We start from the raw sequence: 20,861 nt of genomic DNA on the forward strand, positions 1-20,861 counted from the left end.
CAACACGTGGAGAGGAGATACACGCAATGACGATAGCGATTGGCGACCGCATCCCGGACGTCACCATCAAGAAGGTCACCGCCGAGGGCGCGGAGGAGATTTCCACCGCCAGCTATTTCGCCGGCCGCAGGGTCGTGCTGTTCGGCGTGCCGGGAGCCTTCACCCCGACCTGCACGAACAGCCATCTCCCCGGCTTCGTGGAAAACTATGACGCCTTCGTCGCCCGCGGCATCGACAGCATCGCTGTCATGGCAGTCAACGACGCCTTTGTCATGGGCGCCTGGGCAAAGTTCACCGGCGCCCAGGACAAGCTCGATTTCCTCGCCGACGGCAACGCGGACTTCGCCCGCGCCCTCGGCCTGGAGATCGACCTCTCCAAGGGCGGCCTCGGCACCCGAGTCAAGCGCTTCTCCATGCTCGTCGAGGACGGCGTCGTCCGCCAGCTCAACATCGAGGAGATTCCGAGCAACGCCGAGGCAAGCGGCGCCGCGCGCCTGCTGCAGCAGCTCGGCTGATCTACGCGCGGACAATCTCCAACTGAACGTCAAAGGGCGGCGGATCATCATCCGCCGCCTTTTCTTGCGCGCGCAAAGAGTAAGCGCCCCTCCCGGGTCTCCTCAGGCCGTCAGCGCGTAGGCGAAGCGAACTGCCACCAGTAGCAGGAATACGCCGAAGGAAATCTCCAGCGCCCGCCGCGACAGCGCGTGCGCCGCCCGCACGCCGAGCCGCGCGGTCAGCAGCGACGTCGGCACGAGCAGCACGAACCCAAGGAGCGAGATGTATCCTACCGCGTCGGGTGGCAGGCCCGGCTTGCCCCAGCCCGCCAGAATGTAGCCGATCGTTCCGGGAATGGAGATGAGCACACCCATGCCGGCGGAAGTCGCTACCGCGTTATGGATCGGTACCCCGTGCAGCGTAAACGCCATGGTGGCCATCGCGCCGCCACCGACTCCCATCAGGGACGAAAGAAACCCGATGACGGTCCCGTAGATGCGCTGGACGGCGGGCCCCGGCATATGATCGCTGATGCGCCAGTTCTTGCCGCCCGCTAGCAACCTTATGCCAAGGATCGTCGCCACGAAGGCAAACACCAGCTGGAACACCCACGGATTGGCATAACGCGCGATGACGGACCCGGTTGTCACACCGATCAGCAGCGGAATGGCCCAGATCTTCAGCACGTTCATGTCCAGCGCGCCGCGCAGATAATGCCCGCGCGCGGACTGGAGCGACGTGGGGATGATGACGGCGAGCGATGTGCCCACCGCCATCGGCATTGCCACGGCCTCGTCTATGTTCAGGAAAAGGAATGTCTGGAAGAGAACCGGTACAGAGATGGCTCCGCCGCCGATTCCGAACAGTCCGGCAAGAAAACCGACGACCGCGCCAGCGGCAACGATGCCCGCCGCCAGCATGATCAATGTGTCAAATTCCATCCGTCCTCCGCAATGAAAGAACCCAGCACAAAATTTCGGGCCCTCCGCCCGCCTCCCGAGCGGTTCCGGGAAAAGTGGAATGCGGCTTTCCCTCCCGGACCGCGAAACTACAATGGCTGGACCGGTAGAGAGTTGTCCTGAAACTCCGAACCACTCCAAAAAGAAGTCAGCAGCGCCGAACCTCCGTCTACTTCTTGTACGGCGCCATGCCTGCGCGCGCGAGCGCATCAGCCCGCTCGTTCTCCGGGTGCCCCGCGTGTCCCTTCACCCAGTGCCAGTGGATCTTGTGCCGCCGGGTGGCCTCGTCGAGCGCCTGCCACAGCTCGGCATTCTTCACCGGCTTGTTGGCCGACGTCTTCCAGCCGTTACGCTTCCAGGCGTGGATCCAGCCCGAGATGCCCTCGCGCACGTAGTTGCTGTCCGTGTAGAGGTCGATCTCGCACGGTTCCTTGAGCGCATTGAGCGCCTCCGTCGCCGCCTTCAGCTCCATGCGGTTGTTGGTGGTCTCCGGCTCCCCGCCCTTGAGCTCCTTCTCCACGCCCTTGTAGCGCAGGATGGCGCCCCAGCCGCCCGGCCCTGGATTGCCTGAACAGGCACCGTCCGTGAAGATCTCGACGCGCTTCACCCTATTCCCACCCCGTACTCGTTGGCGGACCGGATCTGCCGGTGGAACCGCATGCGCCTGAGATATTCCAGCGGATCGCGCTTCTTCACCAGCGGCCCGTCGGGAATGGTGAGCCAGTCATAGAGCCGCGTCAGCATGAAGCGCACCGCCGAGCCGCGCGCGAGCAACGGCAGCGCCTCGAGTTCCGCAGGCCCCAGCGGCCGCACGCTCTGGTAGCCTGCCAGCAGCGCCGCTCCCTTCGTCAGGTTGAACGAAATGTCCTTCTCGAAGCACCAGGCATTGAGGCAGGTCGCGATGTCGTAGGCCAGCAGGTCGTTGCAGGCGAAGTAGAAATCGATCAGCCCCGAGAGCTTCCCGTTCAGGAAGAACACGTTGTCCGGGAAAAGGTCCGCATGGATCACGCCGGACGGCAGATCCGTCGGCCACTGGCCGACGATCTCATCGAGGTCCCTGCTCGTCTCCTCAGCAAGCCCGACCATCACCTGGTCTGCCCGGTCCCTGCATGCGCTCCAGAGCTTGAGCCAGCCTTCCGGCGCAAGCGCGTTGGGGCGAGTCAGCGTGAAGTCGGCGGCGGCCAGGTGCATTTCGGCCAGCGCCTTGCCCACCTGCCGGCAGTGCGCGGCCGTGGGGCTGCGCATCCAGTTGCCCTCCAGAAAGGTGATGAGCGCCGCCGGCCGGCCGGCGAGATGGCCGATCAATTCCCCGTCCTTCCTCTGCACCGGCAGCGGACAGGAAATGCCCTTGCGCGAAAGGTGCTGCATGAGGCCGAGGAAGAACGGCAGATCCGCCTTTTCCACCCGACGCTCGTAGAGCGTCAGGATATAGGCGCCCTGCGTCGTGTGCAGCAGGTAGTTCGAGTTCTCGGTGCCCTCGGCGATGCCCTTGTAGGAGAGCAGATTGCCCACGGAATACTCGCCGAGAAAAGCGACGAGCTCTTCCTCGGAAATGTCGGTGTAGACGGCCATGTCTCAGAGAGTCCCGTTTACGAAGGCCATGTCTTCGGTCGTCAGCGGCACGTCGCGCAGCTCGCGGTTGACCGGGAAGGTCTCGTCCTCGACCGCGGTAATCGCAAGATCCAGCGTCACGTCATAACGTTGCCGGAAAGCCTCAATGATCTCCGCCACGATGATTTCCGGCGCGGAAGCTCCCGCCGATAGCCCCATGACCGAGATGTCCCGGATCTCGTCCCAGGGAATCTCCGCCGCCCGCTGGACAAGCAGCCCGCGCTTGGTTCCGGCCTTTTCGGCCACTTCCACCAGCCGCCGCGAATTGGAAGAGTTCGGCGCGCCGACGATCAGGAACAGGTCCGTGCCGGGGGCGGCTGCCTTTACCGCCTCCTGCCTGTTGGTGGTCGCATAGCAGATGGATTCGGCTGCAGGCGCCTGGATGTCGGGGAAGCGCTGCTTCAGCGCCTCGATGATTCCCGCCGTGTCGTCCACCGACAGCGTCGTCTGCGTCACGAAGCCGAGCGGTTGGCCGGCCGGAGGCTCAAAGCGCAGGGCGTCCTCGACCGTCTCCACCAGCGAGACCGAGCCCTCGTCGAGCTGCCCCATCGTTCCGATGACCTCCGGATGGCCCGCGTGGCCGATCAGGATCACGTGCCTGCCCAGCCGCTGGTGCCGCATTGCCTGCTTATGCACCTTGGAGACCAGCGGGCACGTCGCATCGAGATAGAAGAGGTTGCGGGCCTGCGCGTCCGCGGGCACCGACTTCGGCACGCCATGGGCCGAGAACACCACCGGACAATGGCGGTGCTCCTCGGGGATCTCGTCCAGTTCCTCCACGAAGATCGCGCCCCGCTCCTGCAGCCCTTCCACCACGTAGCGGTTGTGCACAATTTCGTGCCGCACGTAGACCGGCGGCCCGTATTTCTTGAGCGCGAGCACCACGATCTGAATGGCGCGGTCGACCCCGGCGCAGAAGCCTCGCGGCCTGCACAGCCGTATGGTCAGTTCTTGTTTTTCACCAGTCGTGGTCATTCAAGGAGCACTCCGCGAGGCCAACACGTGGGCGAGAATCGCCCGGCGGTCAAGGTCTGGTCCGCCACTGGCGGTACAGCCATGCAGCGAGCACCGCAATGAGCGCAAACGCAAGACCGTACCAGGTCACGGCATATTCCAGATGCCTGTTCGGGAAGTCGATACGTGTTACACCGCCTACTGGCAATCCGCCCGGATTGGGTTGGTTGTCGGCATCGACAAAGAACGGATAGACCTTGTCAGCCGGCAGGCCCGCCGTGCGGGCCATGGTGGGGATGTCACGCCAGTAGAAGATGTTCTGAGCGACATCGTTATCCGGGACGAGAAACGACGGCTTCTCCGTTTCCGGCAGCCTCGCGATGCCCCCGATGGTGACGATTCCCTGCACCTGCCCCTCTTGGCGCGTGGCAGGATCTTTCCGGTCGAACGGAACGAACCCGCGATTGACGAGGATGTAACGTCCGTTGCCGAGATCCACCGGCGTATGCACGAAATACCCTGACCTGCCCTCCCAGGTGGCGAAATAGTGCCGCTCGCCCTCGTGGATGAACGAGCCGGAGAGCGTTACCGGCCGGTACTCGATGTCCTGACCGTCCGCATACATGCCCGCGATCGTTTGCAGCGGCACGGGCTTCTCGGCCATGCGCTCGTGGATGCGCTGGATGAGGCCTTCCTTCCAGTGCAGCCGGTGGACCTGCCAGGTCCCCAGCGTCAGCAGCAGAATGAGCACCGGAATGCTCAGGATGACGAGAAGGGGTGTCCCGCGAGCGCGCGGTTTGCTGTCAGTACTCAAGATCCTTGCCCGCTCTTGCCGCCTTACAAAACAGATGGGGGCAGCATATGCCGCCCCCATTTGTTTATTTCAAGGCTTGTCCCGATGGTTCCCGAAACACCGGAACCGGCTTCCCCGGGAACCGCCCCGCTCGCATTAGTGGGCGTAGGTCGCGCCCCAGGAGCCCCAAACGTAGATGAAGACAAAGAGGAACAGCCACACCACGTCCACGAAGTGCCAGTACCAGGCGGCCGCTTCGAGGCCGAAGTGCTTCTGCGGCGTGAAGTCACCACCGATCGCGCGCAGCAGGCACACCAGCAGGAAAATGGTGCCGACCAGCACGTGGAAGCCATGGAAGCCGGTCGCCATGAAGAACGTGGCACCGTAGATCGAGCCGCTGAAGCCGAACGGAGCGTGGATGTACTCATAGGCCTGCACGCCGGTAAACAGCACGCCGAGCGCCACCGTCACCGCGAGACCTGCGATCAGCCCCCTGCGGTCACCGTTGAGCAGCGCGTGATGACCCCAGGTCAGCGTCGTGCCGGACAGCAGCAGGATGATCGTGTTGTAAAGCGGCAGATGGAACGGGTCGATGACCTCGATGCCTGCCGGCGGCCATTCGCCACCCGTGAACTCGGCGCGCGCCACCTGCACGGCCTCGCCCGGGAACAGCGAAGCGTCAAAGAACGCCCAGAACCATGCCACGAAGAACATCAGCTCCGAGGCGATGAACATCATCATGCCGTAGCGCATGTGCAGCGTCACGACGCGGGTGTGATGGCCCTCGTGGCCCTCCTTGATCGTGTCGCTCCACCAGGCGTACATGACGTAGAGCGTCAGCACCGTGCCGATGGCGAAGATCCAGTACTTCGCATTGGCGAGGTCCAGCCCCAGCACCTCGAAGGAGTCGCTGTTGAGCGCGCGCATCCACGCGACGCCGCCCAGAGCCATCAGGAATGCTCCCAAGCCCCCCAGTGCAGGCCACGGGCTAGGATCGATGATGTGATAGTCGTGATTCTTGGTATGCGTGCTAGCCATTATCCCCCGATCCTCTCTTTGGCTGCCTGGGCCGGCGCTTCAGCGGTGGCCTTGGTCAGCGGGTGGAAAGTGTAGGAAAGCGTGATTGTCTTGATGTTCTTCAGCTCCGGAACATTGACGATTTCCGGATCGACGAAAAACTGCACGGGCATTTCAATGGACTGGCCGGGTTCGAGATCCTGCTCTGTAAAGCAGAAGCACTGCACCTTGTTGAAGTATGCGCCGGCCAGCTCCGGCTGGACGTTGAAGCTCGCCGTCCCCGCCGTATTGGTGTCCGCGATGTTGGTTGCGATGTAGTGGGCTTCGGTGGTCTCGCCGATGCGGAGCTCCACCTGCCTCTGTTTCGGCCGGAACTGCCAGGGCAGCCCCGGAGCGACATTTGCGTCGAAGCGCACGGTAATCGTGCGGTCCAGGATAACGTCCGAGTACTGGTCGGTCCGCTTCGGCGTCCCGCCATAGCCGGTGACACGGCAGAACAGGTCATAGAACGGAACCGCCGCGAACGACAGTCCGACCATGCCGCAGAACACTCCGGCGCAGATGACTGCCACCCGCCGGTTCTTGCGTGCCGTATCGGTGTCTTTGAGATGCTCGGTCATGGCCTCACAGCGGTCTGTTGAACACAGCAGGACCCAGGCGGAAGATGCTGCCGAAATAGACCAGCAGCACGAACGCAAGCAGCACCAGGGCCAGCGCGATATTTCGGTTGCGCCGTGCCTTGAGCTGGGCTTCCGTCGGCTTGATGAGGTCTTTCTTGTCGATCATTCCGCTCAGGCTCCCAACCGGCCGGCAATGGCCTCAACCAGCAGTGCCGCGAAGATCGCGAACAGGTACAGGACAGAGAAGCCGAACAGGGCCTTGGCGGGCTTCATCTTCGGATCGTCCACCGTCAGCACGCGCCAGGCGTACCAGACGAAGCCGATGCCGAGGGCGGCCGCCGCCGCGCCGTAGAACAGCGACGCGAAGCCGAGCACCGTCGGCAGCACGCCGCTGATCGCGACGAGGATCGAATAGGCGAAGATCTGCTTCTTGGTCGAAGCCTCGCCCGCGACGTTCGGCATCATCGGCACGCCGGCCCGCTCATAGTCTCCCGACTTGAACAGTGCGAGAGCCCAGAAGTGGGGCGGCGTCCAGAGGAAGATGATCAGGAAGAGCACCAGGCTCTCCACCGACACGACTCCGCTTGTCGCGGCCCAGCCCACGACCGGAGGCAATGCCCCTGCCGCGCCGCCGATCACGATGTTCTGCGGCGTCGAGCGCTTCAGCCACATCGTGTAGATGACGGCGTAGAAGAAGATCGTGAACGCCAGCAGCGCGGCTGCCAGCCAGTTGGCCATCAGGCCCAGCGTCATCACCGAGAATGCCGAGAGGACGAGGCCGAAGGCCAGCGCCTCGTTCGGCGTGACGCGCCCCTGTGGCACCGGCCGCTTCGACGTGCGGCTCATCACCGCGTCGATGTCGGCGTCGTACCACATGTTGAGCGCCCCGGCCGCACCCGCGCCCACGGCGATCGAAAGCGTCGCCACGAACGCCAGGAAAGGATGCAGCGCGCCGGGCGCCAGCATCTGTCCGACGAAGGCCGTGAAGATCACGAGCGACATGACCCGCGGCTTGAGCAGCGTGACGAAGTCGCCAGCCGTCGCCTCAGACAGGCTCGCCGGGTCGTTCAACACTCGCTCTTCATGCACCACTGACATATCGCGCTCTTCTTTTCGTCCTGTCCGCGGCCCGGACCGCGCCGGGCCGCCTGTCTGCGATCGAGCTTACCGCGCAATTACTTGATGCGCGGCAGCTGCTCCCACTGGTGGAACGGCGGCGGCGAAGACAGCTGCCATTCCAGAGTGGTTGCACCCTCGCCCCACGGGTTGGCGCCTGCGATGCGCTTCTTCGCGAAGGCCTCGATCACGCCGAAGAGGAACACCACCACGGCGATGCCGGCGATGTAGGAACCGTACGAAGAGACGCGGTTCCAGTCGGCGAAGGCATCCGGGTAGTCGACGTAACGGCGCGGCATGCCGGCCAGACCCAGGAAGTGCTGCGGGAAGAAGATGAGGTTCACGCCGATGAACGTCAGCCAGAAGTGCAGCTTGGCGATCGTCTCGTTGTACATGTAGCCGGACATCTTCGGGAACCAGTAGTACCAGCCCGCGAAGATGGCGAACACGGCACCCATCGACAGCACGTAGTGGAAGTGCGCCACCACGTAATAGGTGTCATGCAGCGAGCGGTCGAGGCCAGCGTTGGCGAGCTGCACGCCCGTCACGCCGCCGATCGTGAACAGGAACACGAAAGCGATGGCCCAGAGCATCGGCACGCGGAAGGAGATCGATCCGCCCCACATCGTGGCGATCCACGAGAAGATCTTGATGCCCGTCGGGATGGCGATGACCATCGTAGCGAACACGAAGTAACGCTGCGAGTCGAGCGAGATGCCGGACGTGTACATGTGGTGGGCCCACACGACGAAGCCGATGCCACCGATCGCGACCATGGCGTAGGCCATGCCGAGGTAGCCGAAGATCGGCTTCTTCGAGAAGGTCGAGATGATGTGGCTGATGATGCCGAAGGCCGGCAGGATCATGATGTACACTTCGGGGTGACCGAAGAACCAGAACAGGTGCTGGTAGAGCAGCGGATCACCGCCACCGTCCGGCGCGAAGAACGTCGTGCCGAAGTTGCGGTCGGTCAGCAGCATCGTGATGGCGCCAGCCAGAACCGGCAGCGAAAGCAGCAGCAGGAACGCGGTCACCAGCACGGCCCATGCGAAAAGCGGCATCTTGTGCATGGTCATGCCGGGAGCGCGCATGTTGAAGATGGTCGTGATGAAGTTGATCGCGCCAAGGATCGACGACGCACCGGAGAGGTGGAGCGAGAAGATGGCGAGGTCAACTGCCGGTCCAGGCATGCCGATCGTCGACAGCGGCGGGTAGACCGTCCAGCCGGTGCCGGCGCCGTAGCTGCCCGGGGCGCCCGGAACGAAGAGCGAGATGAGCAGGAGCAGCAGCGAGGGCGGCAGCAGCCAGAACGAGATGTTGTTCATGCGCGGGAACGCCATGTCCGGCGCACCGATCATGATCGGCACCATCCAGTTGCCGAAGCCGCCGATAACCGCGGGCATCACCATGAAGAACACCATGATGAGGCCGTGAGCGGTCACGAACACGTTGAAGAGTTCCTTGCCCGCATCCACGGACATGTCGGCATCGTAGCCATAGACCATCTGGGCCAGGCCCTGGAAGATCTGGATGCCCGGCTCCTGCAGCTCCATGCGCATCAGGATGGAGAGAATGCCACCGATGATGCCGGCCACGATCGAGAAGATCAGATACAGCGTACCGATGTCTTTATGATTTGTTGAGTAGACCCAGCGCACCCACCCCTTTGGAGTGTGGTGGTCGTCATGGGCGTGTGTAGCAGCGCCTGCCATATCCTAACGCTCCATTCGATAATTCTATCCGGGTCGGGCCTTAGTTCAGGCCAGCGACCTTTTCCTCGCCCTTGGCGCTTTGGATAGCAGCCGCAAGAGCACGGTTTGCGTCTTCGAGGTTCTCCGCGGCGGCCGAATACCACTGATCGAACTGGTCCTGCGAAACGACGCGGACGGCAATCGGCATGAAGGCATGATCCTTGCCGCACAGTTCAGAGCACTGGCCGTAGTATAGACCTTCACGCTCGGCGCGGAACCACGTTTCGTTGAGGCGGCCCGGAACGGCGTCGACCTTCACGCCAAAGGCGGGCATCGCCCAGGAGTGGATCACGTCACCGGCCGTAACGAGAAGGCGAACCGTGGTATTGACCGGAACGACAACTTCGTTGTCGACGGCGAGAAGGCGCGGGTACTGGGAAAGGTCTTCCTTGCCCAGCTCGACGCGGTCAGCATCCTGGAGCAGAAGCGAGCTGAACGACACCGGGGAATCGGCATTCTCGTCCTGGTACTCATATTCCCAGTACCACTGCATGCCGGTCGCCTTGACCGTCATCGCCGGCTCTTCATCCGGCGTATACTGATAGGTCAGCAGCTGGAAGGAAGGAACCGCCAGCAGAAGCAGCACGATCACCGGACCGAGCGTCCAGATGATCTCGATAACCGTGTTGTGGCTGGTCTTAGAAGGAACAGGGTTGGCGCTTGCGCGGTAGCGCACGGCAACCCACGCCAGAAGCAGCGTCACGAGCAGCGTGATCGGCACGATGAACCACAGTGTATACTGCTCGAACCAGCGAATGCCCTCCATGATTGGAGTGGCGGCCGGTTGCATGCCCATCTGCCACGGCTGCGGTTGAGCCGCAAAGGCTCCACTGGCCCCCAATAGCGTGAGAAGCCCTAGGCTTGCTGCAATTTTCTTTTTCACCCTCGTCGTCTCCCGATCAATGCACCACCCGGTTTTCTGGGTTCTGGCGGGTGTGCACGAAAGCACCGCCCTGCATACAGGTCGGCGCCGGTAAAACATTAGCTCCAAGTTGAGTTCAAACACACTCTTCCATCAAACTCAAGAAAGGCGTCGAGCCTGCCCCATTTTTTGGCATGCGGCATTTTGCGCCAATCCCGGAATAATCCGTAACTGATTGGGAAACCTGGCGGTCTTCCTGTTCGGACCGGGGTGCGATTGCCTTCAGTTTGCCAACAGCTTGTGCAAATGCGGCCGGAATACGAATCAAAACAGGCAGAAGGCCTTGGCGCTCCGCGCTCTTTTGCCATAAAGCTCCGATTCTGGGATTATGCGGGCAGATCGGCCGTTCCGTTGTACATTTATATGGAAACGGAATAATTTCCCGATTCGGCTGTCGAAAGAGGTAGATGATGCGCTCTGTTTTCAGAACCATTGCTGCGGGTTTGCTCGCCCTGGCGGCGCAGGCGCCGGCGCTTGCGCAGCAACAGCCTGAAGGAAATGTCCGTTCCACGCACGGCGCCTGGTCGATCGTCTGCGACAAGCCCGGCGGCGCCCTGAAGGAACAGTGCATCATGATGCAGAGCGTGGTCGCCGAGGACCGTCCCGAAATGGGCCTCTTCGTCGCCATCCTGCGAACCGCCGACGGCAAGGCCGAGCTGATGCGCGTCATGGCGCCTCTTGGTGTCCTGCTCCCCAACGGTCTTGGACTATTCGTGGATGGCGAGGACAAGGGTCGCGCCTATTTCATGCGCTGCCTGCACGACGGCTGCTGGTCCGAGGTCATCCTCGACGAGACCCTCCGTAACACCCTGAGTTCCGGCAAGGAGGCCACCTTCGTCGTCTTCCAGACCCCGGAGGAAGGCATCGGCATTCCGGTGGACCTGACCGGTTTCCAGGAAGCTTTCGACGCCCTGCCCAAGAACTGAGGTCTTTCGCGCAAGGCGGCCGTCGTCTTTCATCCTTCCGCGCCGTTTGTACAGGACCGCCGCGAGCGGACACTGGCCGCGGGCCTCCGCCACGCGAACGCCATGTTTTCCGGCACGAGGCTCCCGCGCAAGTCCGGACGGTTGCGGTGATTCACGGCCTCTCGCCTTCGCCGTTTGCTCTCCGGCCCACAGGCTCTTATATGTGACGGTGGATCCTGCATTCATAAAGGCGCGACATGGACAGCCTCATCGAGCATTTCGACATCTCCGCTGACGAGGTCCGCCGCATCGTATCAGATACGATCTCCGGAGCCGACGATGGCGAGCTTTACCTGGAGCGCAGCCAGGCCGAATCACTCGTATTCGACAACGGCCGGCTGAAGACCGCCAGCTACAATACTGACCAGGGCTTTGGCCTGCGCGCCGTTGCCGGCGAGGCCACGGGCTATGCCCATGCCAATCAGTTTTCCGCATCCGCGCTGCGCCGCGCCGCCGATGCGGTGGCCGCAGTGAAGAAGGGCTACGCCGGCAAGCTCGACGCGGCTCCCGCCCGCACCAACCGGAAACTCTACGCCGACGACAATCCGCTGGTCGCGCCCGCCTTCGACGCGAAGGTCCGGCTGCTCCAGCAGATCGACGCCTGGCTGCGCGCACGGGATCCGCGCGTCCGTCAGGTCTCCGCCTCGCTCGCCGCTTCCTGGCAGCACGTTCAGATCGTCCGTCCCGATGGCTACACGGCCGAGGACATCCGTCCCATGGTGCGCATGAACATCTCCGTCGTCGTCGGCGAGGGCGACCGTCAGGAGACGGGCAGCTTCGGCTGCGGCGGCCGCAAGAATTTTGACGAGTTCGTCACCGAGGAAGCCTGGCAGCACGCAGCCTCGGAGGCGCTCCGCCAGGCGTTGGTCAATTTGGAAGCCTCCCCCTCCCCCGCCGGCACCTTCGATGTCGTGCTCGCGAGCGGCTGGCCGGGCGTCATGCTGCACGAGGCCGTCGGCCACGGTCTGGAGGGCGACTTCAACCGCAAGAAGACCTCCGCCTTCTCCGAGCTTCTCGGCTCCCAGGTCGCGGCCAGGGGCGTGACGGTGGTCGATGATGGCTCCATTGCCGAGCGCCGCGGCTCGATCACCATTGATGACGAAGGCACGCCGTCGAACCGCACCGTGCTGATCGACGACGGCAAGCTCGTCGGCTACATTCAGGACCGGCTCAATGCCCGCCTCATGGGCATGAAGCCCACAGGCAACGGCCGCCGCCAGTCCTATGCGCACGAGCCGATGCCGCGTATGACCAACACCTTCATGCTGGGTGGCGATTGCACGCCGGAGGAGATCATCGCTTCCGTGAAGAAGGGCATCTACGCCGTCTCCTTCGGCGGCGGCCAGGTGGACATCACCTCAGGCAAGTTCGTCTTCGACTGCACCGAGGCCTACCTGATCGAGGACGGCAAGGTGACCCGTCCCGTCAAGGGCGCGACGCTGATCGGCAACGGCCCCGATGCAATGCACCGCATCACCATGATTGGCAATGACACGAAGCTCGATTCGGGCATCGGCAATTGCGGCAAGGGCGGGCAGTGGGTGCCCGTGGGCGTCGGCCAGCCCCATCTCCGCATGGACCGCATGACCGTTGGCGGAACGCAGGCCTGATGTCTCTGATCGTCATTCTCACAGGTGCCGGGATCTCGGCCGAATCCGGCGTGGACACATTCCGGGATTCCGGAGGCATCTGGTCCCGCTACGATTTTCGCAAGGTGGCAACGCCGGAAGGCTTCGCCGCCAACCCCACGCTCGTGCACCAGTTCTACAACGATCGCCGCGAGCAGCTGAGCCTGGTGGAGCCGAACGCGGCCCATCATGCGCTCGCCCGGCTCGAACGCGAGTACCGGGGCAGCGTCGTCGTGATCACCCAGAACATCGACAACCTGCACGAACGCGCCGGCACGAAGAACCTCATCCACATGCACGGTGAGCTCTGCAAGGCTCTCTGCGTCCGCTGCAAGAAGCGCTTCGAGTGGGAAGGACCGCTCTCGGCCTTCGACAACTGCCCGAACTGCGGCCACAGCGGCTGCCTGCGCCCGGACGTCGTGTGGTTCGGCGAAATGCCCTACCACATGGACATTATCGAGGAGATGCTTATCCGCGCCGACATGTTCGTGTCCATCGGCACGAGCGGCAGCGTCTACCCGGCCGCCATGTTCGTTGAGGTGGCGTCCGGCAACGGCGCTCGCACGGTGGAACTGAACCTCGAATGCTCGGAAGTCTCCGAACTTTTCGACGAGCGTATCAAGGGCCGTGCCACGGAGATCGTGCCCCCGTTCGTTGACGCCCTGCTGGCGGGTGAGCTTAACGGCTGAGCCGAAACACCGGGCCGTTTAGTCCAGTAAACAACTCTGCCGTTCCAGCCATTTCCGGTTCCCTCACCGCTGTTTCCACCCTGCGACGCACACGCTTGGGCGCCTGCCCCAAAAAGACTTGCTTAGATATTTATAGATCTTTAGCAACAGCGGGGGAGGAGTTGAGCATGATCCCCCTACTCGTGAATCCATCGCTGCTGGTGATCATGGGCCTCACCGTCGGCCTCCTCTGGATCGCCATACGCCAGCATCGTCCGCATCTGGCACTGATCGCGGCGGGCTTCATGCTTTTCTCGGTTGGCGTCGCTGCCCAGATCCTGCGCTACCCCGCCGAACTGCGCCTGAACGCTGTCGTATCGGCGGTGTTCTATTCCACGGGCGCTTCCGCCTTTGCGCTCGGGGTGGTGCGGCGTTCCAGCGCGAAGGGTGGCGGCCCAGCCCTCCTCGGCCTGACCGCGCTCATCATCGCCGGCATCGCCTGGTACGCCTATGTCGATCGGAATCTGATCAGCCGCGTCTACGTCCTCAATTTTGGCCTTGCTCTGATTTTCCTCTACGCGGCATGGCGTATCCGTCACAACATGCGCGGCAGCTTCGCCGACAGGCTGCTGTTCTGGGCGGTCCTCTGCACGGGGCTGCACTTCTTTCCGCGCACGCTCTACACCTTGGGGTCCATCAGCCGCGAAATGACGCCGGACGAGTTCGGCAGCACGGCCTTCTGGCAGCTGTCGCTCTACGTAATGGGCGTCCTGTCGGCCATCATGGGCGTGGCGACCATCATCGTGACCGGCCTCGACGTGGTCGCCTCGATCCGTGACGAACGGGACACCGATCCGCTCACCGGCGTCTACAACCGCCGCGCCCTCGACCGCATCCTGAAGAAGGTTCGGTCGCTCGACATGCCGGTGAGCATCCTGGTCTGCGACATCGATCACTTCAAACGCGTCAACGACACCTACGGACACCACGGTGGCGACATCGTGCTCCAGCATTTCGTCCGTCAGCTGACCGCGCTTCTGCGGCCCCGCACTTTCCTCGCGCGTCTGGGCGGCGAGGAATTCGTGATCGTCATGCCGGGAATATCGCTCCCCGAAGCCGTACGCGAAGCGGAACGGATCCGGGCCTCGCACCTCGTGATGGGCGACGAAACGCCCGTCCCCGGCATCACCGTCCGGTGCAGCATCGGCGTGGCCCTGCTTCGCCCGGGAGAGGATCCGTGGCAGGCCGTTCGCCGCGCCGACGACATGCTCTATCAGGCGAAGCAAAACGGCCGGAACTGCGTTGTCAGCGAGCGGCCCGTCCGGAACAGCGGCAGCTCGCAGGTTTCCGAGCCCGCTTGAGAAACATTCTCAGCCGCGCCGGCGCGGCTTTTCCAGCAATGCGACGGCCTCCACGTGGGCGCTCCACAGAAACTGGTCGACGGGCACGACGCGCACGATCCGATACCCGCCCTTCGCAAGAATCGCGAGGTCCCGCGCCAGCGTTCCCGGATTGCACGACACTGCCGCCACCTTCCGCACCTCGGACTTTGCGATCTGCTCGCTCTGTGCCTCGGCTCCGGCGCGTGGCGGATCGAACACAAGCCCGTCAAACGCCGCGAGCTCCTTTGGCAGGAGCGGTCTGCGAAACAGATCGCGCTTCTCCACGCTGACAGGCTTCAGTCCCGGAGCATGCCGCGCCGCCTCATCAAGCGCCGTCAGCGCCCTCGCCTCGCTTTCTGCCGCATGAACACGTGACTGCCTTGCAAGACGAAGCGCGAACGTGCCGCTGCCCGCGAAGAGATCCGCAACGAACTTCGCACCGGCCAGGTGCTCGGTCACCAGCGCCGCCATCACCGCCTCCGCCTGCTCGGTCGCCTGCAGGAAGCCGCCCGGCGGTATTACCACCGGCACATCGCCGAACATCACCACCGGCTTTTTCCGCTCGATGATGATCTCGCCATCGACCGAAAGTCGCGCAAATCGCCTGCCGAGGCACAGCTCGACCAACCCGCGCCGCCGTCCTTCGTCGACACGGCCGACGCCATCCGCCGCGATATCGAGCCCGGTCCTCGTCGCCGTGACGGTCAGCCGGATGGGCTTGGGGCCGGTCGCGAGCACGCCCGCAAGCTCCCGCAGATCTCCGAGCGCTGCGACGATTTCAGGCACGGCGACCGCGCAGTCCCGGATCTCCACAATGTCGTGGGACATGGCCGCGTTGAAGCCGAGCAGCACCGTCCCGACCGCTTTCCGGGCGCTGAGCGCCACGCGCCGGCGCGTTGCCGGCGGGCAGGTGACGAGTTCGCCCACCTCTGCCTCGACCCCGGAAAGCTCCAGCGCCCGCACGACCTTCTCGCGTTTCCACGCCGCGTAGGCCTCTACGGCGAGGTGCTGAATCGAGCAGCCACCGCACTGTCCGAAATGCGCGCAGACGGGTTGCACGCGCAGCGGCGATGCCTCTTCCACCTGCACCATCTGCGCCCGCTGTCCCCTGATCTCCGCGGAAACAGTCTCTCCGGCCAGCGCGAAAGGCACGTAGACGGGCCCCTGCGCCGTTTCGGCGATGCCGTCACCCTGCGCCCCAAGCCTGTCGATCCGCAGGCGCTCGATCATGTCAGACATTCCCGTTGCTGAAGCGGTTCCGGGAAACGTGGAGACTGCCCCCGTCCCGAACCGCGAGAAAACAGACTTTTTAAGCACTCAGGAGCCTTCACGGACGCCCGGACCACGCGAGGCCGGCGGCCGTGGCCGCCCAAGATGCTCGCATTGATGCGGCGCGCCCGCCTTACGCGCGTGCTGCGCGTTCTGCCTGCCCCAGCGCCTCGAAAACGGCTCGCACGATGCCGGCCGCATCAAGCCCCGCCTTGGCATACATGCGCTCCGGTTTGGCCTGGTCCATGAAAACGTCGGGCATCACCAGCGGCCGCACCTTGAGCCCGTGATCGAGCACGCCCCTATGCGCCAGAAGATGCAGCACGTGCGAGCCGAAGCCGCCTATGGCGCCCTCCTCGACCGTGATCAGCACCTCGTGGTTGCGCGCCAGCGACAGGATGAGCTCCTCGTCCAGCGGCTTGGCGAAACGCGCGTCGGCCACCGTCGTCGAGAGCCCTGCAGCATCCAGTTCCTCCGCCGCCTTGAGGCAGTCGGAGAGCCGCGTACCCAGCGACAGGAGCGCAATCTTCGTACCTTCGCGGATGATGCGGCCCTTGCCGATTGGCAGGATTTCGCCCCGCTCAGGCATGTTGACGCCCACGCCCTCGCCGCGCGGATAACGGAAAGCGATGGGACCGAAGTCATAGGCCACAGCCGTGCGCACCATATGCTTGAGCTCGGCCTCGTCCGCCGCCGCCATGACCACCATGTTCGGAAGCATGGAGAGATAGCCGATGTCGAACGCGCCGCAGTGGGTCGCGCCGTCGGCCCCCACGAAGCCCGCCCGGTCGATAGGAAAGCGCACCGGTAGGTTCTGGATCGCCACGTCGTGGACCACCTGGTCGAAAGCGCGCTGCAGGAAGGTCGAATAGATCGCCGCGAACGGCTTGTAGCCTTCCGCCGCCAGCCCCGCCGCGAAGGTCACCGCGTGCTGCTCGGCGATGCCAACGTCGAAGGTGCGGTTCGGAAACTCCTTGGCGAAGATGTCGAGGCCCGTGCCATCCGGCATGGCCGCCGTGATGGCGATGATCTTGTCGTCTTCGCGCGCCTCCTGCACCAGCGCATTGGCGAACACCTTGGTGTAGGTGGGTGCGTTGCTGGGCGTCTTGTCCTGCGCGCCGGTGATGACGTCGAACCGGCCGACGCCGTGATACTTGTCGGCCGCCTGTTCTGCCGGCGGATAGCCCTTGCCCTTCTGCGTGACGACATGGATCAGCACCGGGCCGGTGCCGTGGTCGCGCACGTTCCGGAGCACGGGGATCAGGTGCTCGAGATTGTGCCCGTCGATCGGCCCCACGTGGAAGAAGCCGAGTTCCTCGAAGAGCGTCCCACCCGTCACGTAGCCGCGCGCGTGTTCGACCGCGCGTGTGATCGCCCGGTCCACGCTCTTGCCGAGATAGGTGGTGAGCTTCTTGCCGATTTCGCGGATGCCCTGATAGGTGCGGCCCGAGGCGAGCCGCGCAAGATACGCGCTCAGTGCCCCGGTCGGCGGTGCGATCGACATGTCGTTGTCGTTGAGAATGACGATCAGCCGCGCGTTGAGCGCGCCGGCATTGTTCATCGCCTCGAAGGCCATGCCCGCCGACATTGCCCCGTCGCCGATGACGGCGATCACATGCCGCTTTTCGCCGGCAAGGTCCCGCGCCACGGCCATGCCGAGCCCCGCGGATATGGAGGTCGAGGAATGCGCCGCGCCGAACGGATCGTAGATGCTCTCCTCACGCTTTGTGAATCCGGAGAGGCCCCCTTCCTGCCGCAGCGTGCGGATGCGGTCGCGCCGTCCCGTCAGGATCTTGTGCGGATAGGCCTGGTGGCCGACGTCCCATATGATCCTGTCTTCCGGCGTGTCGAACACGTAGTGCAGGGCAACGGTGAGCTCCACCACGCCCAGACCTGCTCCAAGATGCCCGCCCGTCTGTGACACGGCGTCAATCATCTCTGCCCGGAGTTCGGCGGCGAGCTGCGGCAGATCCTTTTCGTCGATTTGCTTCAGATCGACCGGAAACTTGACCTGATCCAGAAGCGGCGTTTTCGGGGGCGTAGTCACACGAGCCATGCCTGAGTTAATCTAAGCCCAAGATAGGGCGACAATTCCGTGATGCAATCCAAGCGTCTGGACGCGGCTATTGCGGATCGAGCGGTTCGACGCCGGCCGCCGTACCTTCGCGCGACAGGCGAATCTTTTCGACCTTGTCTTCTGCCGCGCGCAGCAGCCGGTCGCAATGGACCTTCAGCGCCTCTCCGCGTTCATAGATCCGGATCGACTCCTCGAGCGGCACATCGCCCCGCTCCAGGTCGTTGACGATGTTTTCCAGTGCCTCCAGCGCCTGCTCGAAGCTCATCGACTTGATGTCATCATTGGCCGAATTGCCATTGTTTCCAGCAGTCATGCTTCATCCTTTCATCAGGCGGCGGAGATGGGCGGACACGGACGATGCCAGGCCCTGCAGGTCGTATCCGCCTTCCAGCAGGCTGACAACCCGGTAGTCGCACCACCGCCCGGCAATGTCCATAAGTTTGCCGGTCGCCCAACTGAAGTCGTCTTCCTGCAGTCTCAGCTCGGCGAGCGGATCCCTGTAGTGAGCGTCAAAGCCTGCCGAAATGATGATCAGATCCGGGCGGAACTCTTCTACTCTCGGAAGCAGCGCATTGTCCATCGCTTCGCGAAAGACGCGACCATCCGCACCCGGCGAAAGCGGCGCGTTGACGATGTTGCCCTTCGCCCCCGTCTCGTTGACCGTTCCTGTTCCCGGATAGAGCGGCAGCTGGTGCGTGGAGCAGTAGAGCACGCTCGCATCATCCCAGAAGATCTCTTGCGTCCCGTTGCCGTGGTGCACGTCCCAATCGATGATCGCCACCCGTTCGACGCCATGCGCGCGCTGCGCGTGCCGCGCCGCGATCGCCGCGTTGTTGAACAGGCAGAAGCCCATCGCCTTGCGGCTTTCGGCGTGGTGCCCGGGCGGACGGCAGGCCACGAACGCGTTGTGTGCCTTGCCCGTGAAGACGGAATCAACCGCGTCGGCTGACGCGGCAACTCCCCGCAGCGCGGCTTCCCAGCTGCGCGGGCTCATCCATGTGTCCGGATCGACCTGCGCGAGCCCCTCTTCCGGAATGGCCCTTCTGATCGCGGCCACATGGGCTGGACTGTGCGCCAATTCAAGCATGGCCTCGTCGCCCTCGGGCGCCTTGACCCGCTCAAGGTCCCCAAATTCATCACCTTCCAGAGCCTCGGCGATGGCTTTTAGCCGGTCCGGGCGCTCGGGATGCCCCGGCGCCGTCATGTGTTCCAGGAAAACATCGTGATGATACAGCCGCGTAACCATCGTTTCCCTTCCACATTGGCAGAAGCGCTCCCGCCCGCGGGAGCGCACGTGATTGCACGGATCCTGCGCGCGTCGGGCAGGAGTCCGTCAGATGATCTCTGTATCGACGATCTCGATGCCGAAACCTTCCAGTCCCACGAAATGACGCTCGCGCTGGGCCAGCAGGCGGATTGAGGAGATGCCCAGATCCTTGAGGATCTGCGCGCCGAGCCCGATTTCACGCCACTCCTTCTCGCGCTCCAGCGCCTGCTCGTGGGACTCGTGGTCGGACGGCCGGTTGCGCTGGCTGGTATACGTGCCGCTGATGGGACCGCTGCGCAGGTACACGAGCACGCCTCGGCCCTCGCGGCCCATGCGTTCCGCCACCTGGCGCACCTGCTGCTGCACGCCGAACACGTCGTTGACGACGTTTTCGCGGTGCAGGCGCACCAGCACATCATGGCCGTCGCGAATGTCACCGTAGACGATCGCCACATGCTGCATGTTTTCCCATGGTAGCGAATAGGTATGGGCGATGGCCGGACCGCCGGGCGTCTCGATCGGGAACGAGCCGTGGGCTTCGATCAGCTTCTCCTGGCGCTGGCGGTAGGCGATCAGATCGGCCACCGACACCTGCTTCAGGCCATGCTTTTCCGCGAAAGCCTTCACCTGCGGCCCGCGCATCACGGTGCCGTCATCGTTCACCAGCTCGCAGATCACGCCGACCGGCGGCAGGCCGGCGAGCTTGCACAGGTCCACCGCTGCCTCGGTATGGCCCGAGCGCATCAGCACGCCGCCCTCGCGGGCGATCAGCGGGAAGATGTGACCGGGACGCACGAAATCGCGGGGTCCGACGTTCGGATTGGCCAGGTTGCGCACCGTCAGCGTGCGGTCTTCGGCGGAAATGCCGGTCGTCGTGCCGTGCTTGAAGTCCACCGAAACCGTGAACGCCGTGCTGTGCGGCGCGTCGTTCTCGGCCACCATCGGCGCGAGGTTGAGCCGGCGGGCCTCCTCGCGGGGCATCGGCGCGCACACGATGCCGGAGGTATGGCGCACGATGAACGCCATCTTCTCAGGCGTGCAGTGGACGGCCGCGACGATCAGATCGCCTTCGTTCTCGCGATCATCATCGTCCGTCACAACGACGATCTCGCCACGCTCGAAGGCGCGCAGAGCCTCCACCACCTTTTTCTGATCGTAAGCCATTGTACCTCACCTGGATGGCTGAATAACAAAGCTGCGGACTATTATCGCCTGCAGCATTCCTCCGCCATCGTAATATTGCGCAGCATCCGTTTGCGCCAGTGCCCCTGTTGCGAAGCGCACACCTGAAAGGCTTGCTGCATTCCGTCCACGGCAGAACGTCCTGGACCGCACCCGATGCAGTTCGCGGATTCAAGGAAACGCAC

The 20,861-nt window shown here is 63.7% G+C and carries 21 protein-coding genes; 5 read left to right on the forward strand and 16 right to left on the reverse strand.

What is annotated here, in order from left to right; all coding sequences use genetic code 11:
• Nucleotides 1-26: 26 nt before the first annotated feature.
• Nucleotides 27-515, forward strand: a complete 489-nt coding sequence (locus ABD906_RS01985; protein ID WP_345097935.1) for a peroxiredoxin — start codon at nt 27-29, stop codon at nt 513-515.
• Between the two features lie 102 nt (nt 516-617).
• On the opposite strand, the gene ABD906_RS01990 is transcribed toward ABD906_RS01985, so the two are convergent.
• The 11 genes from ABD906_RS01990 to coxB form a co-directional block, all read right to left on the reverse strand.
• Nucleotides 618-1,436, reverse strand: a complete 819-nt coding sequence (locus tag ABD906_RS01990; protein ID WP_345097936.1) for a sulfite exporter TauE/SafE family protein — start codon at nt 1,434-1,436, stop codon at nt 618-620.
• A gap of 187 nt (nt 1,437-1,623) precedes the next feature.
• Nucleotides 1,624-2,061, reverse strand: coding sequence for a ribonuclease HI (gene rnhA, locus ABD906_RS01995; RefSeq protein WP_345097937.1), 438 nt, complete (start codon nt 2,059-2,061; stop codon nt 1,624-1,626).
• Entirely contained in the window at nt 2,058-3,026 is a 969-nt protein-coding gene (locus tag ABD906_RS02000) for a homoserine kinase (RefSeq protein WP_345097938.1), read from the reverse strand. The genes rnhA and ABD906_RS02000 overlap by 4 nt, the downstream gene beginning before the upstream one ends.
• A gap of 3 nt (nt 3,027-3,029) precedes the next feature.
• A complete protein-coding gene (gene ispH / locus ABD906_RS02005; RefSeq protein ID WP_345097939.1) occupies nt 3,030-4,040 on the reverse strand; it encodes a 4-hydroxy-3-methylbut-2-enyl diphosphate reductase in 1,011 nt (336 codons plus the stop codon).
• Nucleotides 4,041-4,089: 49 nt separating this feature from the next.
• Complete coding sequence (locus ABD906_RS02010) at nt 4,090-4,833, reverse strand: SURF1 family protein (RefSeq protein ID WP_345097941.1); 744 nt, start codon at nt 4,831-4,833, stop codon at nt 4,090-4,092.
• Nucleotides 4,834-4,968: 135 nt separating this feature from the next.
• A complete protein-coding gene (locus tag ABD906_RS02015; protein WP_345097942.1) occupies nt 4,969-5,850 on the reverse strand; it encodes a cytochrome c oxidase subunit 3 in 882 nt (293 codons plus the stop codon).
• Nucleotides 5,850-6,449, reverse strand: a complete 600-nt coding sequence (locus ABD906_RS02020; RefSeq protein ID WP_345097944.1) for a cytochrome c oxidase assembly protein — start codon at nt 6,447-6,449, stop codon at nt 5,850-5,852. Before ABD906_RS02020 ends, ABD906_RS02015 begins: the two co-directional genes overlap by 1 nt.
• Before the next feature lie 4 nt (nt 6,450-6,453).
• Nucleotides 6,454-6,615 (reverse strand): hypothetical protein, encoded by a 162-nt coding sequence (locus ABD906_RS02025; protein WP_345097945.1) that lies wholly within the window; start codon nt 6,613-6,615, stop codon nt 6,454-6,456.
• A gap of 5 nt (nt 6,616-6,620) precedes the next feature.
• Nucleotides 6,621-7,547, reverse strand: a complete 927-nt coding sequence (locus ABD906_RS02030; protein ID WP_345097947.1) for a heme o synthase — start codon at nt 7,545-7,547, stop codon at nt 6,621-6,623.
• Between the two features lie 77 nt (nt 7,548-7,624).
• The gene (gene ctaD, locus ABD906_RS02035) at nt 7,625-9,277 is read right to left on the reverse strand and encodes a cytochrome c oxidase subunit I (protein ID WP_345097948.1); all 1,653 of its coding nucleotides are present in this window, start codon (nt 9,275-9,277) and stop codon (nt 7,625-7,627) included.
• A gap of 40 nt (nt 9,278-9,317) precedes the next feature.
• A complete protein-coding gene (gene coxB, locus ABD906_RS02040; RefSeq protein WP_345097949.1) occupies nt 9,318-10,199 on the reverse strand; it encodes a cytochrome c oxidase subunit II in 882 nt (293 codons plus the stop codon).
• 449 nt (nt 10,200-10,648) lie between these two features.
• Between coxB and ABD906_RS02045 the strand changes: the two genes are divergently transcribed.
• The 4 genes from ABD906_RS02045 (at nt 10,649) to ABD906_RS02060 (ending at nt 14,860) form a co-directional block, all read left to right on the forward strand.
• On the forward strand, nt 10,649-11,164 hold the full coding sequence (locus ABD906_RS02045; protein WP_378188192.1) for an invasion associated locus B family protein: 516 nt from the start codon (nt 10,649-10,651) through the stop codon (nt 11,162-11,164).
• Nucleotides 11,165-11,400: 236 nt separating this feature from the next.
• Nucleotides 11,401-12,813, forward strand: a complete 1,413-nt coding sequence (gene tldD, locus ABD906_RS02050) for a metalloprotease TldD (protein WP_345097952.1) — start codon at nt 11,401-11,403, stop codon at nt 12,811-12,813.
• Nucleotides 12,813-13,520, forward strand: coding sequence for an NAD-dependent deacylase (locus tag ABD906_RS02055; protein WP_345097953.1), 708 nt, complete (start codon nt 12,813-12,815; stop codon nt 13,518-13,520). Before tldD ends, ABD906_RS02055 begins: the two co-directional genes overlap by 1 nt.
• A gap of 167 nt (nt 13,521-13,687) precedes the next feature.
• Nucleotides 13,688-14,860, forward strand: a complete 1,173-nt coding sequence (locus ABD906_RS02060) for a GGDEF domain-containing protein (protein ID WP_345097954.1) — start codon at nt 13,688-13,690, stop codon at nt 14,858-14,860.
• A gap of 9 nt (nt 14,861-14,869) precedes the next feature.
• Here ABD906_RS02060 and ABD906_RS02065 read toward each other — a convergent pair whose 3' ends face one another.
• The 5 genes from ABD906_RS02065 to ribB all read right to left on the reverse strand — a co-directional run bounded on the left by ABD906_RS02065 (nt 14,870) and on the right by ribB (nt 20,658).
• Nucleotides 14,870-16,111: a class I SAM-dependent RNA methyltransferase gene (locus tag ABD906_RS02065; protein ID WP_345097955.1), complete on the reverse strand. Its 1,242-nt coding sequence runs from the start codon at nt 16,109-16,111 to the stop codon at nt 14,870-14,872.
• A 172-nt stretch (nt 16,112-16,283) separates the two neighbouring features.
• Nucleotides 16,284-18,206, reverse strand: coding sequence for a 1-deoxy-D-xylulose-5-phosphate synthase (gene dxs, locus ABD906_RS02070; protein ID WP_345097956.1), 1,923 nt, complete (start codon nt 18,204-18,206; stop codon nt 16,284-16,286).
• Nucleotides 18,207-18,273: 67 nt separating this feature from the next.
• Complete coding sequence (locus tag ABD906_RS02075) at nt 18,274-18,540, reverse strand: exodeoxyribonuclease VII small subunit (RefSeq protein ID WP_345097958.1); 267 nt, start codon at nt 18,538-18,540, stop codon at nt 18,274-18,276.
• Nucleotides 18,541-18,543: 3 nt separating this feature from the next.
• Complete coding sequence (locus ABD906_RS02080; protein ID WP_345097959.1) at nt 18,544-19,473, reverse strand: histone deacetylase family protein; 930 nt, start codon at nt 19,471-19,473, stop codon at nt 18,544-18,546.
• An 87-nt stretch (nt 19,474-19,560) separates the two neighbouring features.
• Entirely contained in the window at nt 19,561-20,658 is a 1,098-nt protein-coding gene (ribB, locus tag ABD906_RS02085) for a 3,4-dihydroxy-2-butanone-4-phosphate synthase (RefSeq protein WP_345097960.1), read from the reverse strand.
• Between the last annotated feature and the right edge of the window lie 203 nt (nt 20,659-20,861).

Source organism: Chelativorans composti, from assembly GCF_039541695.1.
GTDB classification, from domain to species: Bacteria; Pseudomonadota; Alphaproteobacteria; order Rhizobiales; family Rhizobiaceae; genus Chelativorans; species Chelativorans composti.